The 15,941-nt window shown below is 73.9% G+C and carries 11 protein-coding genes; 7 read left to right on the top strand and 4 right to left on the bottom strand.

The window, feature by feature from the left end; translation table 11 throughout:
• Positions 1-88 precede the first annotated feature (88 nt).
• Positions 89-1,420 carry a DUF4153 domain-containing protein gene (locus ACR807_RS29255; protein ID WP_438924670.1) on the top strand — a complete coding sequence of 444 codons (1,332 nt, stop codon included), beginning with the start codon at positions 89-91 and terminating at the stop codon, positions 1,418-1,420.
• Here the strand turns inward: ACR807_RS29255 and ACR807_RS29250 are convergent.
• Complete coding sequence (locus ACR807_RS29250) at positions 1,401-2,240, bottom strand: alpha/beta fold hydrolase (RefSeq protein ID WP_438924669.1); 840 nt, start codon at positions 2,238-2,240, stop codon at positions 1,401-1,403. The genes ACR807_RS29255 and ACR807_RS29250 overlap by 20 nt on opposite strands.
• A 195-nt stretch (positions 2,241-2,435) precedes the next feature.
• On the opposite strand from ACR807_RS29250, the gene ACR807_RS29245 reads away from it, so the two are divergent.
• Both ACR807_RS29245 and ACR807_RS29240 read left to right on the top strand, forming a co-directional pair.
• Positions 2,436-3,578 (top strand): mechanosensitive ion channel family protein, encoded by a 1,143-nt coding sequence (locus ACR807_RS29245; protein ID WP_438924668.1) that lies wholly within the window; start codon positions 2,436-2,438, stop codon positions 3,576-3,578.
• 25 nt (positions 3,579-3,603) lie between these two features.
• Entirely contained in the window at positions 3,604-4,011 is a 408-nt protein-coding gene (locus ACR807_RS29240) for a hypothetical protein (protein WP_438924667.1), read from the top strand.
• Positions 4,012-4,121: 110 nt separating this feature from the next.
• Here ACR807_RS29240 and ACR807_RS29235 read toward each other — a convergent pair whose 3' ends face one another.
• Positions 4,122-7,364: a S8 family serine peptidase gene (locus tag ACR807_RS29235; protein ID WP_438924666.1), complete on the bottom strand. Its 3,243-nt coding sequence runs from the start codon at positions 7,362-7,364 to the stop codon at positions 4,122-4,124.
• A 256-nt stretch (positions 7,365-7,620) separates the two neighbouring features.
• On the opposite strand from ACR807_RS29235, the gene ACR807_RS29230 reads away from it, so the two are divergent.
• A complete protein-coding gene (locus ACR807_RS29230; protein WP_438924665.1) occupies positions 7,621-8,451 on the top strand; it encodes a hypothetical protein in 831 nt (276 codons plus the stop codon).
• 275 nt (positions 8,452-8,726) lie between these two features.
• Here ACR807_RS29230 and ACR807_RS29225 read toward each other — a convergent pair whose 3' ends face one another.
• Positions 8,727-9,218, bottom strand: a complete 492-nt coding sequence (locus ACR807_RS29225) for a cupin domain-containing protein (RefSeq protein WP_438924664.1) — start codon at positions 9,216-9,218, stop codon at positions 8,727-8,729.
• Between the two features lie 101 nt (positions 9,219-9,319).
• Here ACR807_RS29225 and ACR807_RS29220 point away from each other — a divergent pair, with 101 nt between their 5' ends.
• Positions 9,320-10,975: an FAD-binding dehydrogenase gene (locus tag ACR807_RS29220; protein ID WP_438924663.1), complete on the top strand. Its 1,656-nt coding sequence runs from the start codon at positions 9,320-9,322 to the stop codon at positions 10,973-10,975.
• Positions 10,976-11,167: 192 nt separating this feature from the next.
• Here the strand turns inward: ACR807_RS29220 and ACR807_RS29215 are convergent, their stop codons facing one another.
• Positions 11,168-13,900 carry an AfsR/SARP family transcriptional regulator gene (locus ACR807_RS29215; protein ID WP_438924662.1) on the bottom strand — a complete coding sequence of 911 codons (2,733 nt, stop codon included), beginning with the start codon at positions 13,898-13,900 and terminating at the stop codon, positions 11,168-11,170.
• A 157-nt stretch (positions 13,901-14,057) separates the two neighbouring features.
• Between ACR807_RS29215 and ACR807_RS29210 the strand changes: the two genes are divergently transcribed.
• On the top strand, positions 14,058-14,495 hold the full coding sequence (locus ACR807_RS29210) for a hypothetical protein (RefSeq protein WP_438924661.1): 438 nt from the start codon (positions 14,058-14,060) through the stop codon (positions 14,493-14,495).
• A 14-nt stretch (positions 14,496-14,509) separates the two neighbouring features.
• Positions 14,510-15,941, top strand: a 1,432-nt coding sequence (locus tag ACR807_RS29205) for a PPE domain-containing protein (protein WP_438924660.1), incomplete at its 3' end; no start/stop codon positions are given.

The raw sequence follows: 15,941 nt of genomic DNA, 5'->3' as shown, positions 1-15,941 counted from the left end.
CCCCGCTCCCCTGATCTCCCGATCCCCGCCCGACCGCCGCGCGGCACGACCCCGACGTCGGTGCCGCACGCCCCTGGAGGACGACCCGATGACCCCCGACCGCGTTCTGCTGACCGGGGCGGTGGCCGGGGTGGCGGCCGCCGTGCTGCTGCCGCCGGACCGCCCCGGCCTCGGGTGGGTGCTGACCGCGCTGGTGGTCTTCGGCCTGCTGCGCCGGGTGCGCCCCGGCTGGGCGGCGCTGTCGACGGCGCTGTTCGCGGTGGGCGCGTTCCTCGCCGCCGAGTGGCTGTTCGCGCTGTGCGCGGTGGCCGGGTGCGCTGCCGCGTCGCTCGCGGTCACCGGGGGGCGGACCGCGCGCGGGCTGGCGCTGGGCTCGGTGGCGGTGCCGGTGGCGGCGGTCCGGTCCCTGCCGCGGCTGGTGCGCGGGGTGCGAGACGGCGGCACGCCGGCGGCGGCGCGGCCGGTGCTGGTGACGGCCGCGCTGCTGGTGGTGTTCGTGCCGCTGCTCGCGGGGGCGGACGAGTCGTTCGCGGACCTGCTCGGCGCGCTCACGCCCGAGGCCGACGGGTCCTCGGTGGTGCTGTTCCTGCTGGTCGGGTTCGTCGCGGTGGGCGCGTGCCACCTGCTGGCCGTGCCGGTCGACCTGGAGGGCGGGGTCACCGCGGCCCGCCGGTTCGCCCGCCGGGACTGGGTGCTGCCGGTGGGCGCGCTGGTGGCGTTGTTCGCGGCGTTCGCGGGCGTGCAGGCCACCGCCCTGTTCGCGGGCGACGCGCACGTCGTCACCACGGACGGCCTGACCTACGCCGGGTACGCGCGCACCGGGTTCTGGCAGCTGCTGGCGGTCACCGTGCTCACCCTGGGCGTGATCGCGCTGGTCGCGCGGTTCGCGCACCGGGACACCGACCTCGACCGGCGGTGGCTGCGCGGCCTGCTCGGCGCGCTCGCGGTGCTGACGCTGGTGATCGTGGCGAGCGCGCTGGCCCGCATGTGGCTCTACCAGCAGGCGTACGGGTTCACCGTGCCGCGCGTGCTGGTCCTCGCCTGCGAGCTGTGGCTGGGCGTGGTCTGCCTGCTGGTGCTCGCGGCGGGCGTGCGGCTCGACGGCGGGTGGCTGCCCAGGGCGGTGGTGGCGAGCGGGTTCGGCGCGCTGCTCGCCCTCGCCGCGCTCAACCCCGACCGGTTCGTCGCCGAGCGCGCCGTCGACCGCTGGGAACGGACCGCGAAGATCGACCTGGCCCACCTGAGCGGGCTGTCCGACGACTCCGTGCCCGCCGTCCTGCGCCTGCCCGACCACCTGCGCGACTGCGCGTTCGCGATGCGCGGCCGGTTCGCGGCCGACGACTGGCGCTCCTGGAACCTGGGCCGCGAGGTCGCCCGCCGGGAGACCGCGGCGGCCGGCCTCACCGCGTGCAGGCCGTGACGTGCTCGGTGACGAGCGCCGCCAGCGCGCGGGGGTGGGTGACCGGGGCCCAGTGGCCCGCGTCCAGGTCGCGCCGCCGCACGGTCGTCGCCCACCGCTCCACGTCCCCGACGACGGCGTCGGTCACGTACTTGTCCCGCAGCGGTCGCACGAGCTGCACGGGCACGTCGGTGCGCCGCACGCGGGGCGAGCGGAGGCGGGGCGCGAAGTTCGCCCGGTAGAGCGCCATCCCGTTCACGCCGTCGCGCACGATCGTCGGCGCCACGTCGACGGACACGCCCTCGACCCGCCGCAGCACGTCCGCCCAGCGCGGGCCGATGACGTGCCGCCAGACGAGCGGCGCGAGCACCGGCACGTGGAACGCCACGACGTACCAGGAGCGCAGCAGCTGCCGGAGGTGGCCGGGCGTCCTGCGCTCGCGCACCCAGTGGCCGACGTGGTCCAGGCACGGCCCGGAGAGCGACGTGTAGGACGCGATGGGCGCGCCGGGCGCGGTGACCGCCTCCCACGCCTGGATCGAGCCCCAGTCGTGCGCCACGACGTGCACCGGCTCGTCCGGGCTGACGGCGGCGGCCACCGCGAACAGGTCGCGCGCGAGCACCGGCAGCCGGTAGGCGGCCAGCCCGCGCGGCGCGGACGACGCCCCGGCGCCGCGCACGTCGTAGGTGACGACGTGGAACGCCTCGGCGAGCACGTCGGCCACGCCGTCCCACACGCGGTGCGTGTCGGGGAAGCCGTGCACCAGCAGGACGGTCGGCGCGGACCGGTCGCCGCGCTCGAAGACCGCCAGCCGCGCGCCCTCGGACTCCACGTACCTCATAGTTACTCCCGGGTAACTCGGCAAGCCCCGTCACCGTAGCCGAGGTCGCCGCCGTCCCGCCGGCCGAGGAGCACGGGCGCGCGGCCCCCGCTGCCCGCGCCGAAGAGTGGCGAAACTCTCCCGAACGGGTGAACCGACTGCGGGGTGGGTACGGACCCCAGGACGTGCCCGTGCCCACGAGGAGGTGCCCGTTCCGTGCTCGCAGCCGTCCTGACCTTCGCCGGCTCACTGCTCGTCGCCCTGGTGGTGGTGACCCTCGTCCACCGGGTGGTCCGCCGCATCGGCAAGCGGTCCGCCCTGTTCGCGGGTCTCGCCCGGTACGCGCACAAGCCCGCCCTCGCGGTGGCCGTCCTGGTCGCCGTCCAGTTCTCCTTGGGATTAGTCGCACGAGGCGACTGGCGGCCCGGCGTGCTGCACGCGACGGGCATAGCGCTCATCCTCGCCGGCGCGTGGCTGCTCGCCGCGCTGCTCGTGGTGATCGAGGACGCGACCCTCGCCCGCATCCGGGTCGACGTGTCCGACAACCGGCACGCCCGGCGCGTGCACACGCAGATCACGTTGGTCCGGCGGGTCACCGTGGTCGTGGTGAGCGTGCTCGCCGCCGCCGCGGTGCTCATGACGTTCCCGAGCGCGCGCGCCGCCGGCACCTCGATACTGGCCTCGGCCGGTGTCATCGGCGCCATCGCCGCCCTGGCGGCGCAGTCGCTGCTGGGCAACGTGTTCGCGGGCGTGCAGGTCGCGTTCAGCGACGCCGTGCGGCTCGACGACGTGGTGGTCGTGGAGAAGCAGTGGGGCCGCATCGAGGACATCACGCTGACCTACGTCGTCGTGCACCTGTGGGACGACCGGCGGCTCATCCTGCCCACGTCGTACTTCATGAAGACGCCGTTCGAGAACTGGACGCGCACCCAGTCCGCGCTGCTCGGCACCGTCGAGCTGGACCTCGACTGGACGGTGCCGGTCGAGGACCTGAGGCAGGAGCTGCGGCACGCCCTGGAGGGCACCGACCTGTGGGACGGCCGCGTGTGCGTGCTCCAGGTGACCGACGCGGTCGGCTCGTTCGTGCGGGTGCGGGCGCTGGTCAGCGCCTCGGACGCGGGCCGGCTGTGGGACCTGAGGTGCGTCGCGCGCGAGCACCTGGTGGCGTGGCTGCGGTCCCACCACCCCTCGGCGCTGCCGCAGGTGCGGGTCCGCGAGCTGCCCCGGGCCGCCGGTCGCGTGGTCGAGCAGCCGCCGAACGGCTCGGTCGACAACAGGGTGTTCGGCGAGAGCGCGGACGGCCAGGAGCGGGTGCAGGCGTTCAGCGGGCCGGAGCAGCCCGCCGTGCAACCGAGGTGAGGCCGTGTCCCGTCCTGGAGGCGTGATGAGAAGACTGCTGGTGGTCGGCTGCCTGGGCGTGGCGCTGGCGGGCTGCGGGGCGCACCCCGCGCCGGCCGGCTCACCCGACCCGCTCACCACCGCACCGCGGAACAGCGCACCGGAGGTGGCGGTGCCGTCCTCGTTGAGCCCCCGGGGCGAGGAGTCGGTGGCGGAGGCGAAGGCCGGCGGCGTGCCCACCGTGACCCTGACCATCGCCACCGACCAGGGCCGGGCCGGGGACGTCGTGGCCGCGCTGGAGCGCCTGGGCGCGACCGTGGAGGCGTCGGACGCGGCGACCGGCCACGTGCGGGCCGTCGTGCCGGTGGACCTCGCCGTGGACGTGCCCGCCCTGTCCGGCGTGAAGCAGGTCGACGTGGACCAGCCGCTGTCCAACCGCGACCCGGAGCCGTAAGAGGCGACCCGGAGCCGTAGAAGGCGACCCGGAGCCGTGAAAAGGCCCGGGGCCACCCCGCGCGTGCGGAGTGGCCCCGGGTCGTTCGTCGATCGGTCGGACGACGTCGGTCAGACGACGTTCTGCACGACCACCGCGCTGCGGCCGACGACCGCGCCCTCCGCGGTCTGCACGGTCAGCTCACCGCGCAGCACGCGGCCGGCACCGGCCTGGCCCAGGGCCGTGACGGTGCCCGGCACGGTCCACGACGAGCCGGCCACGTGGTCGGCGTTCGCGTCGGCCACCGCGACCGAGCCGAGGCCCGCGGCGGTGAAGACGTCGATGTAGTCGTACTCCGTGGTGCCCGCGGGCACCTCGTAGCCGTCGACCTGGACGCGCCAGGCGCCCGCCGCCGGGTTGGGGATCGTCACCGACTCCTCGGAGTCGCCGTCCGCCTGCTGCTTGGCGAGCACGCAGGTGCCCGTGGTGCAGTTGTAGACGAACAGGTCGAGGTCGGCGGCCACGTCACCGGTGCCGCCGATCGTCGCGCGCAGCTCCGACGAACCCGGCGCCACGGTCAGGTCGTAGACCTGCGACGCGCCGTCCGCGATGGACGGGCGGGCGACCTTCGCGCTGCCCAGGGGACCGCCCACGAGCCGGCCGTTGAACGCGGCCAGCGTGTTGGTGACGGTGTAGGCGCGCTCCACCGGGGTGCCCGCGGTGGCGGACGGGATGGTGTCCGGGTTCGGGCTGACCGTCGTGCCCAGCACCGACGCGCTCACCGAGTACGGCGCGTCACCGGTGTCGGAGGTGCGACGCGCCTCGACCACGATCTCCCACGTGCCCGGCAGGGGGTTGCTGACGGTGCGGCTGGTGGGCGAGCCACCGGCGCAGCCCGCGCCCGCGTCGGGGTTGTAGCAGTTGGTGGACGAGGTGGTGTCGAACGGCACGCCGTACGGGTCGTAGCGCAGGAAACGGACCTGGCCCTTGCCCGCCTCGCCGCCGGCCGCCAGGTCGACCTTCAGCGCGCTGGTGCCGACCGGCACCTTCACGAAGAAGGACTTCGACTGGTTGCGGGCGATGGTGCCGGTCTTGGTGACCGCGTACTTGCCCGCGGCGGTGAACTCGTCGGCCGCGAAGACGGTGTTCAGGGTGAACGCGTCGACGCCGCGGGTGGACGCGTTGTCGAGCTTCAGCACGGCCGAGTGCGCGCCCGCCGTCTTCGGCTTCACCTTGACGTCGAACGACACCGGCTTGTTCAGCGGCAGCGTGACGAGGGACTTCGACGAGAACGTGCCGTCGTTGCCCTGCCAGCGCACCGTGAACTGCTGGTTGCGGTCCGGACCCGTGGTGCGGGTCAGGGTGTAGGTGCGGGTGTACTCCTGGCCGATCACGACGCCTTCGCGGTCGTGGATGCCGATACCCGTGTTCGGGGTGGCCAGCAGCGGGGAGAGCACCGTGTTCACGGCCACCGAGGCGGTGACGTTCTGGGTGTTCGGGTGCGCGTTGAGCTGGGTCCACGCCTTCTTGGTGTCGAACAGACCAGCGCCCTGCTCGTACGCCTGGAGGGAGGAGACCCACTTGGCGCCGGACTGGATGGCGTTGCGCAGCTCGGCGACCGGCGGGCGCTGCCCGTCGTGCTCCGCCTTGTACGCCGAGATCAGCAGCGCGGCCGCGCCGGTGGCCTGCGGCGAGGCCATCGAGGTGCCGTTGAGCATCGCGTAGCCCGGGGGCAGCTCGAAGGTGCCGGCGACGGGGCCGGGCACCTGCCACTGCGGGGTGGTGGAGATGGCCGAGCCGGGCGCGACGATGTTCGGCTTGAAGCCGCCGTCCTCGCGCGGGCCGCGGGAGGAGAAGCCGTGCAGGCCCTCCTTCTGCTTGGTCACCGAACCGTAGTTCGACAGCCAGGTGTCGGCGGTGATGTACGAGCCGACGCTCATCGCGTCCGTGGTCACCGACGGGTCGCCGACGGTGTTCGCGCCCGCGCCGCTGTTGCCGGCGGAGATGAACACCTGGATGTTGTACTCGGCGATGGTGCGGTTGTAGAGCTCGGACCGCGCGTTGTTGCCGTCGTTGAGCGCCGGCAGGCCGCCGATGGAGATGTTGACGACGTCGGCGCCGTTGCGCGCCGCGTACAGCAGGCCGTCGATCAGGCCGCTGTTGGTGCACGACGGGGTGGTGAGGCAGACCTTGACGGCCATCAGCTTCGCGCCGGGGGCCGCGCCGGTCATCTTGCCGCCGAACATCTTGTTGGCGGCGGTGATGCCCGCGACGTGCGTGCCGTGCTGGGCCGAGATGCCGATGTTGACGTACGCGGTGCCCGCGTTGTCGTAGATCGACCGGTCGGTCTGCACGACGAAGGCGATGGTGTCGAGCACCGGGGTCGACGGGTTGTCGACGCCGAAGTGGCCGACGTCCTTCTTGTACTTGTAGTCGATCATCGCGGTCTGGTCGGTGAAGTCGCCGTCACCGTCCACGTCCACGCGGACTTCCTTGGTGGTGACGTCCTGCAGGACGCCGAACGCGTCCACGCGGTCACCGTCGCGGTTGATGTCGCCGCCGGTCTCGCTGGCCGCCAGGCCCAGGTCGCCCGAGGACTCGCGGAACAGGCCGAAGCTGTAGGGGCCGCCGGCGGTCGGGGCCTTGTAGGTGGCGCCGCCGCTGGTGAACGTGCCGGTGAACCGACCCGCGACCTGCACCCACGTGCCGTCGCCGGAGTTCGTGGCGTTCGCGTTGTACCAGTCGACGATCTTGCGCTCACCGGTCGTGGTGGTGGCCAGCGCCGGGTGGTCCAGGTCGATGCCGGAGTCCATGATCGCGATGGTGGTGCCGCGACCGTCCCACTTGGGGTTCTGGTCCGTGAACTGCGCCGCGTTGGTGTCCTGCGTCGGCATGTACGGGTTCTTCTTGGGCGTCTTCGCGCCCGGCGCCGGCTGCGGCAGCGGGGTGGTCGCGCCCTCCGGCTTGGGGTCGTCGAGCTCGACGAGCCCGTCGACGTCCACCGCGTTCACGGAGGCCAGCTTCGCCGCCTTCTCGGCGTTGGCGCGGGGCACCGACACCTTGAGGTAGTCGACGTCGGCCTCGGTCTTCTCGACGACACCGCCGAGGGCCTTGAGGTCGTTGGCGGCGGAGTCCAGCTTGCCCTCTTCGGCGGCTACCAGGAGCGTGACGTTGTCCTTGCCGGCCTTCTCGGCCTCGGCGAGGAGCTCCAGGTCCTGCTTGTCGAGTTGCTTGTCGGCGGGCGCGGGCGCGGTGGTGGGCGCTTCCTGCGCGAGTGCCGGAGCGGCGGCGAAGCCGAACCCAGTGGTGCCCAGCACGGCGGCCAGCAGGGCCGCACTGGTGCGGTGTCTCCACCGGCTTCCTGAGTTGATCACGGCGCAAACCCTTCGTGGGGAAAGATAGGCGCAAGCACATCTCCCCGGGTCACGCCGGGCAATAGGACGAACAGCCCCATACGGAAGTCCTAATTGGACTGTTCAGGCTATTGCGCGAACGCGCGAGAAGTGCCGCACGACTCGGGAACGGGCGCGACACGTCCAGTCAAGAGCCGACCGGCCGGAATGTCAAACACTGTCAACGGTGAACCGGTGACGTGCGTCGGAAATCGGTAACAAATCGCACATCGGCGCGATGGCGAGCACACTGGTCGGCACCGTGGACGCCGAACCGATCGACCGGGTCGCCGACGAGCTGTACGCCCTGCCGCCGGCGGAGTTCGTCGCGGCCAGGGACGCCCACGCCCGGCTCGCCGCCGACCGGGGCGACCGGGCGCTGGCCAGGCAGATCGGGGCGCTGCGCAAGCCGACCGCGTCCGCGTGGGCGCTCAACCTGCTGGCCCGCGAGGCCCCGACCGACCTGGCCGGCGCGGTGGCCCTGGGCGACGAGCTGCGCACCGCCCAGGAGGAGCTGCGCGGCGGCGCGCTGCGGGAGCTGGGGACGCGGCGGCGGGCCGTGCTGGGCGGGCTGGTGCGGCGGGCGGAGGAGCTGGCCGAGCAGTCCGGGCGACCGCTCGGCCCGGACGCCGTCCAGCAGGTGCGCGCCACGCTGACCTCGGCGTTGGCCGACGCCGTGCTGGCGGCCCGCATCCGCGCCGGCCGCCTCGTGAAGCCGGCCGAGCGGTCCGGGTTCGGGCCGTCGCGGGCGGGCGCCGCGCCGGTGCCCGACGACCTGGCCCCGCGCCGCGAGCAGCGCCGGGAGCGGCAGCTCGCCCAGGCCCGCGACGACATCACCGCCGCCCGCGAGGACGTCCGCAAGGCGGACGCCACCGTCACCGAGGCCGAACGGGTGCTGGAGGAGCGCGAGGAGCGCAGCGCGGCCGTGCGCGCCGAGCTGCGGCAGGCGCAGAAGGCCGAGCAGGAGGCCGCGACGGCCGCCGAGCGGGCGCGGCGCCGCGCCGACAACGCCCGGCAGAGGCTCGCGAAGGCGGAGACCAGGATGACCGAGCTGCGCGGCGACGCGTGACCTGCGGCGACGGTCCACCCGCGCCTGACCTGGGGTGATGCGCGACACGCGGGCGTCATCCGGGGAACACCCGTTCGACACCGGCCGTTCTACCAGTGGTCGGCACGTGGACGCCGCACCGCACGTCAGGACCGCAGGGGCCACTCCCCCCGGGCCCCGACGCGGTACCTCTCCCCGAGACGTGGCAGGTGCGCCCACGCACGCCCGACCGCCGTCGGCCGGACGGTTCCCCCACCGAACGGCCGACGGCCTCCGACCCCCTCCCCCGGAAGCGGTCAGACCATGTACTGGTCGTGCCGCGCGTACAGCTCGGTCCACTCCTCCGGGCTGAGCCGCCGACCCGATTCGCCGATCTCCGCGAGTTCGCGGAAGTACTCCTCGCGGGCCGGGCCGGGCGCGAACAGGATCAGCATCGACGCGGGCTCGTCGGTGTCGTTGCGGAACGCGTGGACGCCGCCCTCCGGCACGTGCAGGAAATCACCGGGCGCGGCGTCGACCCACGTTCCGCCGTCGAACAGCCGGACCGTTCCGGAGAGCACGTAGAACGACTCCGAGAACGTCCGGTGGAAGTGCGCGGCCGGACCGCCCGCGCGCGGTCCCATCCGCCACTCGAACACGCCGAACCGACCGCCCGTGACGTCACCCGGGCCCACCAGCCGGGCCTGCGTGAGCGGTCGGTCGACGGTCGGCACGTCGGCCACCGGCCGCCACACCGCGCTGATCTCGCCCGCGTCACCCGTGTACGGCGTGCCACCCGTGTACGACATGGGGTCCCCCTCCTCCGGCGCGTCCACCGCGACCGACGATGTGTCGAAAATGAAACTTATTCAAATACAGCCGGCCTCGACCTTCGACCTAGACTCGTCCGATGCCACATGACGCGGACGTCATCGTCGTCGGCGCGGGTCTCGCGGGCCTCGTCGCCACCGCCGAACTGGTCGACGCCGGCCGCAAGGTCATCCTGCTCGACCAGGAGCCCGAGGCGTCGCTCGGCGGCCAGGCGTTCTGGTCGTTCGGCGGGCTGTTCCTCGTCGACTCGCCCGAGCAGCGCCGGCTCAAGGTCCGCGACTCCGCCGAGCTGGCGCTCCAGGACTGGCTGGGCTCGGCCGCGTTCGACCGGCCCGAGGACCACTGGCCGCGCAAGTGGGCCGAGGCGTACGTGCACTTCGCGGCGGGCGAGAAGCGGTCCTGGCTGCACGCCATGGGCGTGCGCTGGTTCCCCCTCGTGCAGTGGGCCGAGCGCGGCGGGTACCTGGCGGGCGGGCACGGCAACTCCGTGCCGCGGTTCCACGTGACGTGGGGCACCGGGCCGGGCATCGTCGCGCCGTTCGAGCGGCGGGTGCGCGAGGGCGTCGCCCGCGGCCTGGTGGAGCTGCGCTTCCGGCACCGCGTCACCGGCCTGTCCGTGACCGGCGGCGTGGTGGACGGCGTGACCGGCGAGGTGCTGGAGCCCAGCGCGGTCGGGCGCGGCGAGCCGTCGTCCCGCGCGGTCGCGTCGGACTTCGCGCTGACCGCGCAGGCCGTCGTCGTCACGTCCGGCGGCATCGGCGCGAACCACGAGCTGGTGCGGCGGAACTGGCCGTCCCGGATGGGCACGCCGCCCGAGCACATGCTGTCCGGCGTGCCCGACCACGTGGACGGGAAGATGCTCCAGGTCGTCAACGCCGCCGGCGGCGAGGTCGTCAACGAGGACCGCATGTGGCACTACCCGGAGGGCATCGCCAACTACGCGCCGGTGTGGGGCAGGCACGGCATCCGCATCCTGCCCGGCCCGTCGTCGCTGTGGCTCGACGCCACCGGGTCCCGGCTGCCCGTCCCGCTGTTCCCCGGCTTCGACTCGCTGGGCGCGCTGGAGCACATCGTCAAGACCGGGCACGGCTACTCGTGGTTCGTGCTCAACTCGCGGATCATCGGCAAGGAGTTCGCGCTGTCCGGGTCGGAGCAGAACCCCGACCTGACCGGCAAGGACGTGCGTGCCGTGCTGAAGCGGGCGCTGCCCGGCGCCGTGGCCCCGGTCGAGGAGTTCGCGAAGCGCTCCGACGAGTTCGTCTTCGGCCGCACCGCCGCCGAGCTGGCCGAGGGCATGAACGCCCTGACCGGCGCGTCGCTCATCGACGCCGGCGCCCTGCACCGCACGATCGTGGAGCGCGACCGCCAGGTCATCTCCGGGCTGGGCAAGGACGCCCAGGTCAACGCGATGCGCGAGGCCCGCAGGTTCCTGACCGACAAGCTCATCCGCGTGGTGGAGCCGCACCCCCTGCTGGACCCGAAGGCCGGGCCGCTGATCGCCGTGCGCCTGTCCGTCCTGACCCGCAAGACCCTGGGCGGCCTGCACACCGACCTGTCCGGTCGCGTCCTGCGTTCCGACGGCACCCCGCTGCCCGGCGTCTACGCCGCCGGCGAGGCGTCCGGCTTCGGCGGCGGCGGCGTCCACGGCTACCGGGCCCTCGAAGGCACCTTCCTCGGCGGCTGCCTCTTCTCCGGCCGAACCGCCGGCCGAGCCGCCGCCACCGCCACCGCCTAACCCGCGAGAGTCCAACGCTCAGACCCCGAGAGTCCAACGCTCAGGACCCTTGAGTTCTACATTCGCGCCTAACGCTGTAAGGCCCGAACGTAGAACTCACCGGGCCTGGACGTTGGACTCTCGCGACCTGGACGTTGGACTCTCGCGACCTGGACGTTGGACTCTCGGGGCCTGGGGGTTGGACTCTCGCGGTCAGGGGTGGGGTACCAGGTCCAGTTTGCGGGCCACGTCGTCGGCGTCCGCCAGGCGCAGGTCGCGGTACAGGCGGAGGGCGGAGAGCCAGTGCGGGCGGGCGGCGTCGGGGCCCTCCGACTGCTCCAGGACGTCGCCTATCGCACGGTGGCAGAGGGCTTCCTGGTAGCGGTCGCCCAGGCGGACGGCCAGGGCCAGGCCGGCCCGGTAGGACTCCAGGGCCTCGTCGGCACGCCCCAGTTGCTGCGAGGCCGCGCCGACGGTGTGGAGGGTCGCGGTGTGCGCCTTGGACGGTGCCGAGGGGAAGAGGCCCAGGGCCTCGGTCGCGTGCCGGAGCGCCTCCTCCGGCTGGTGCTTGCGCAGCAGCACGTTCGCCAGGTTGTTCTGCACGCTCGCCTGCGACCGCTTGTCGCCGACCTCGCGCGCGACCTCCAGCGCCTCCAGGATCACGGCCTGCGCGCGGTCGAGCTGGTCGTCGGCCATCAGGCAGTAGCCGAGGTTCGCCAGGGCCGCCAGCTCCAGGTCCCGGTCACCGCCCGCCAACGACGCCGCGCGCGTGCACGCCTCGATCGCCTCGTCGATCCGCCCCAGGTCGGCCAGCGTCGAGCCGAGCCGCAGCAGGAACGTCGCCTCGGCGTACCCGTCCCCCAGCGACCGCGCGGCGACCAGGCCGATCCGGCACAGCGCCAGCCGGTCCAGCCGGTTGCCGCGCCGGAAGTGGAACGCGTCCAGGCACAGCGCGAGCTGCCACGTCCGCTCCCGGTGCCCGGAGTTGAGCGCCATGTCCAGCGCCAGCCCCAGGTTCGCCTCCTCCAGCGTGAACCAGTCCAGCGCGGCGGCGTGCGACGGCAGCTCCGGGAACGACGCGGGCCGGTGCTCGGGCGGCCCGAACGGTCGCACGTGGTCGGACAGGTGCGCCCGCGCCGAGTCGGCGACGTGCAGGTAGTAGTCGAGCAGCCGCCCGGTGGCGACCTGGTTGTCCACGTCGGACTCGGTCGCCGCGAGGTGGTGCGTGAACAGCCGCACGAGGTCGTGCCGCGAGTACCGGTCGGGCGTGGACTCGTGCAGCAGGTTCGCGTACGCGAGCGTGCGCAGGTGGGTGCGGGCGCTCACCGCGTTGATGTCGAGCAGCGCCGCCGCCGCGTAGCTGTCGAGGTCGGTGCCGGGGTGCAGGCCCAGCCGCCGGAACAGCCTGGCCGCGCCCTCCGGCAGTTCCCGGTAGCTCACCGCCAGCGCCGCGTGCACCCCGCGCCCCGCCTCGGGCAGCGACAGCGCGGACAGCCTGCCCTGCTCGTCGCGCAGCTCGTCGACCAGCGACTGGATCGTCCACCGGGGTCGGGACGCCAGCCGCGCGCCCGCGATCCGCAGCGCCAGCGGCAGCCGGTCGCACAGCTCGCACAGCTCGGCGACGGCCTCCGGCTCCTGGTCGATGCGCTGCCGCCCGAGCAGCGCGGCCAGCAGGTGCTCGGCGCTCTCCTCGGGCAGCGTCGGCACGTGCAGCGACGTCGCGCCCTCGGTGACGACGAGGTCGTCGAGCCGGTGCCGCGACGTGACCAGCACCAGGCACCGGGCCGAGCCCGGCAGCAGCGGCCGGACCTGCTCGGCGGACCGGGCGTTGTCCAGCAGCACGAGCACCCGCCGCCCGGCGAGCAGCGACCGGTACTGGGCGGCCTGGTCCTCCAGGTCCGCGGCGATCTGCGAGTCGGTCAGCCCGAGGGCGCGCAGGAAGCCGACGAGCGCGACCCGCGGGTCCAGCGGCTCGGTCTCGTCGAACCCGCGCAGGTTCACGAACAGCTGGCCGTCCGGGAAGCCGCCCGCCGCCCGGTGCGCCCAGCGCAGCGCCAGCGCCGTCTTGCCCACCCCGGCCGGGCCGACGAGCAGGCCGATCGCCGAGTCCTGGCCGGTCAGGCTGGTCTCCAGGTCGGACAGCTCCAGCTCGCGCCCGACGAACCCGCGGTGCTCGCGCGGCAGCTGGGCGGGCGCGCGTTCCACGACGGCGGGCTTCGGCGCGGTGTCGCCCGCGAGCACCGTCTGGTACGCCTCGCGCAGCTCCGGCCCCGGGTCGACGCCCAGCTCCTCAGCGAGCCTCTCGCGGGTGCGGTGGAACAGCTCCAGCGCCTCGGCCTGCCGCCCCGTCCAGTGCAGGCCGAGCACGAGCCGGGCCACGAGGGCCTCGCGCAGCGGGTTGACGTCCACCGCGTCGCGCAGCGCGGACACCACCTCGGCGGCCCGGTCGAGCCGGAACAGCCGCGTCGCCAGGTCCTGGACGGCCACCAGCCGCTGCTCCTCCAGCCGCGCGGACACCGCCTCGCGCAGCTGGTCGCCGGGCACGTCGGCGAGCACCGGTCCCCGCCACAGCGCCAGCGCCTCGCGCAGCACGACGACGGCGCGCTCGTCGTCGGCGTCGCGGGCGGTGGTGACCAGGTCCTCGAAGCGGAGGGCGTCGACGGCGTCGCGGGTACCGGTGAGCACGTAGCCGGGGGCGCGGGTGACGAGGGACACCCCCTCCGCGAGCACCTTGCGGAGTTGGGCGATATGTCCTTGAAGGGCGGCTTTGGCCTGCGGTGGCGGTGAGCCGTCCCACACCAGGTCGAGCAGCCGGTCGCCGGACACCACGCGGTTCAGCTCCAGCGCGAGGGCCGCCAGGACGGTCCTGCGCTTCGCGGCACCCAACCGGACGGCTTCCCCACCTGCGGAAACCAGCTCAACGGGGCCGAGCAGGTTCACCCGCATGCTGAAGACCTTTCGGCGTTGTCACCGTGTGGTCACCGAGTTTCGCACAGTCGTTCGCGCGTTCCCGCAGGCCGCGTTGGGGGCGCGTTGGCCAGGCGTTGGAGGGGACCGTCAGGCTGGCTTCAGTCCAGCAGCCTGCCTTCGCGAGGGATACCCGATGTACATCGCCGAACCGGGGGATGAAGCGGCCCCGCCCCAGGCCGTTCCGCGCACCGTGACCGAACCCCTGACCGTCGGCGGGCAGGTGGTGGCGCTCCAGGAGACGGTGAACTCCGGGCAGGTGTCGCTCGACCCCGCGACGGGCGAGGAGATGCGCAGGATGCTCCTGGAGCAGATGGACCAGGTCGACTCCTGGCTGGAGCGCGCGGGCCGGCTGGCCCGCCCCGCGCCGCTGGGCGCGAACCCCGTCGGCGACCGGATGGCGCACAAGTTCGAGACCCGCGCCGACGGCGACCCCCGGTCCTTCGTGGCCGTGATGACGGCGTACCGCGAGGTCCTCCAGCAGACCCACGACTCCGTGCAGAGCGCGATCCGCAACTTCACCGCGGTCGACGAGGAGCACGGCAGCGAGCTGACCAGGCTGAGCGGGAACTGACGGGAGCCGGCGAGATGAAGCAGCTGAACCCGGACGACATCGACATCGTCCTCACCGACCCGCAGAACTGGGCGTCCCGGTCGCACCGCGAGCTGTACGAGGCGGTGCACAACAACAACGACCCCGGCCAGACCGGCGAGATCGGCGCGGAGTGGGGCCAGTTCGGCACCGAGCTGACCGAGTCCGCGCGGCTGATCAACGAGCGGGTGGCGCTCACCGAGTCCGGCTGGACCGGCAACGCCGCCGACGCGGCGCGCACCGCGCTCAAGATGCTCGCCGACTGGGTGACCGACACCGCCGAGACCGCGGTCGAGGTCGGCAAGCGCGTGCAGGACCAGAGCCAGATCATGCAGAACGCGCGGGCGTCCATGCCCGAGCCGGCCGACTTCAACTGGGACCAGGCGACGGGCACGTTCACCGCGGGCGGCATCCAGGGGCTCATGAGCTCCGCCGCCGACGTGCAGGCCGCCAACGAGCAGTCCCGCGCGCTGCACGAGCACGCCGTGACGGTCATGAGCACGATGGAGAACGAGTCGCGCGCGGTCGACCAGACCACGCCGCTGTTCACCCCGCCGTTCAACCCGGTGACCGGCCGCACCGAGGAGCCGCAGGTGATGGCGTTCGCCACCTCCGGCGCCCCCACCCTGGGCGACGCGTCGGACGCGACCCGGGTGAGCGGCACGACCGCCGCCGCGCCGATGGCCGCCTACCAGTCGTCGCAGTCGCAGGCGTACCAGCCGGTGTCGGGCACGAGCGCGCAGTCGGCGCCGGCCTACACCGCGCCGTCCGGTTCCGGCGGCGCGCCGGCGGGTGCGGCCGCCTACTCGGGCGGCCCGGTCCCGACCGGCTCGTACACCGGTCCGACCGGCTCCTACACCGGCCCGTCCGGGTCGTACGGCGGCAGCACGCCACTGGCCCCGGCCGCGACCTACCGGCCCGAGGGCACCACGGCCGCCGCGGCGGCGGCCCAGGTGCCGGTGGCCAACCCGTACACCCCGCCGGCGAGCTCCTACACGCCGCCGTCGAGCGCGTACAACCCCGGCGGCTCGGGCTACGTGCCGCCCGCAGGCCAGTACAACCCGCCCGGCAGCAGCGGCTACGTGCCGCCGTACCAGCCGGCCAACCCGAACTCGGTGCCGCGGCAGGGCGGCGGGACGCTGCCGCCGGGCGTGAAGCCCCCGACGTACGTCCCGGCGGGCAGCCCCGGCACGCCCCCGGTGACCGGTCTGCCCGGCACGGGCGGCGGCGGCACGGGCGGCGGCGGTGCCGGTGGCGGCGCGCCCCGCATCCCCACCGGCGGCATGCCGGGTGGCTTCGGCGGTGGCGGTGCCGGCGGTTTCGGCGGCGGCGGCGCGGGCGGCTTCGGCCCCACGGGCTCCGGCGGCGCGGGCGGTTTCGGCCCGGCCGGTTCCGGCGGCGCCGGCGGTGGCGGCACGATGGGCGCGG

The organism is Saccharothrix sabaoui (assembly GCF_051756985.1).
GTDB lineage: Bacteria > Actinomycetota > Actinomycetes > Mycobacteriales > Pseudonocardiaceae > Actinosynnema.
Note: the sequence above shows the minus strand (reverse complement) of the source record. Positions and strands in the feature narration are given on the sequence as shown.

Bases quoted from the DNA above. Each gene is read 5' to 3' on its own strand.
- ACR807_RS29255 (WP_438924670.1), top strand. From the start codon at position 89: ATGACCCCCGACCGCGTTCTGCTGACCGGGGCGGTGGCCGGGGTGGCG.
- ACR807_RS29250 (WP_438924669.1), bottom strand. From the start codon at position 2,240: ATGAGGTACGTGGAGTCCGAGGGCGCGCGGCTGGCGGTCTTCGAGCGC.
- ACR807_RS29240 (WP_438924667.1), top strand. From the start codon at position 3,604: ATGAGAAGACTGCTGGTGGTCGGCTGCCTGGGCGTGGCGCTGGCGGGC.
- ACR807_RS29230 (WP_438924665.1), top strand. From the start codon at position 7,621: ATGGCGAGCACACTGGTCGGCACCGTGGACGCCGAACCGATCGACCGG.
- ACR807_RS29225 (WP_438924664.1), bottom strand. From the start codon at position 9,218: ATGTCGTACACGGGTGGCACGCCGTACACGGGTGACGCGGGCGAGATC.
- ACR807_RS29220 (WP_438924663.1), top strand. From the start codon at position 9,320: ATGCCACATGACGCGGACGTCATCGTCGTCGGCGCGGGTCTCGCGGGC.
- ACR807_RS29215 (WP_438924662.1), bottom strand. From the start codon at position 13,900: ATGCGGGTGAACCTGCTCGGCCCCGTTGAGCTGGTTTCCGCAGGTGGG.
- ACR807_RS29210 (WP_438924661.1), top strand. From the start codon at position 14,058: ATGTACATCGCCGAACCGGGGGATGAAGCGGCCCCGCCCCAGGCCGTT.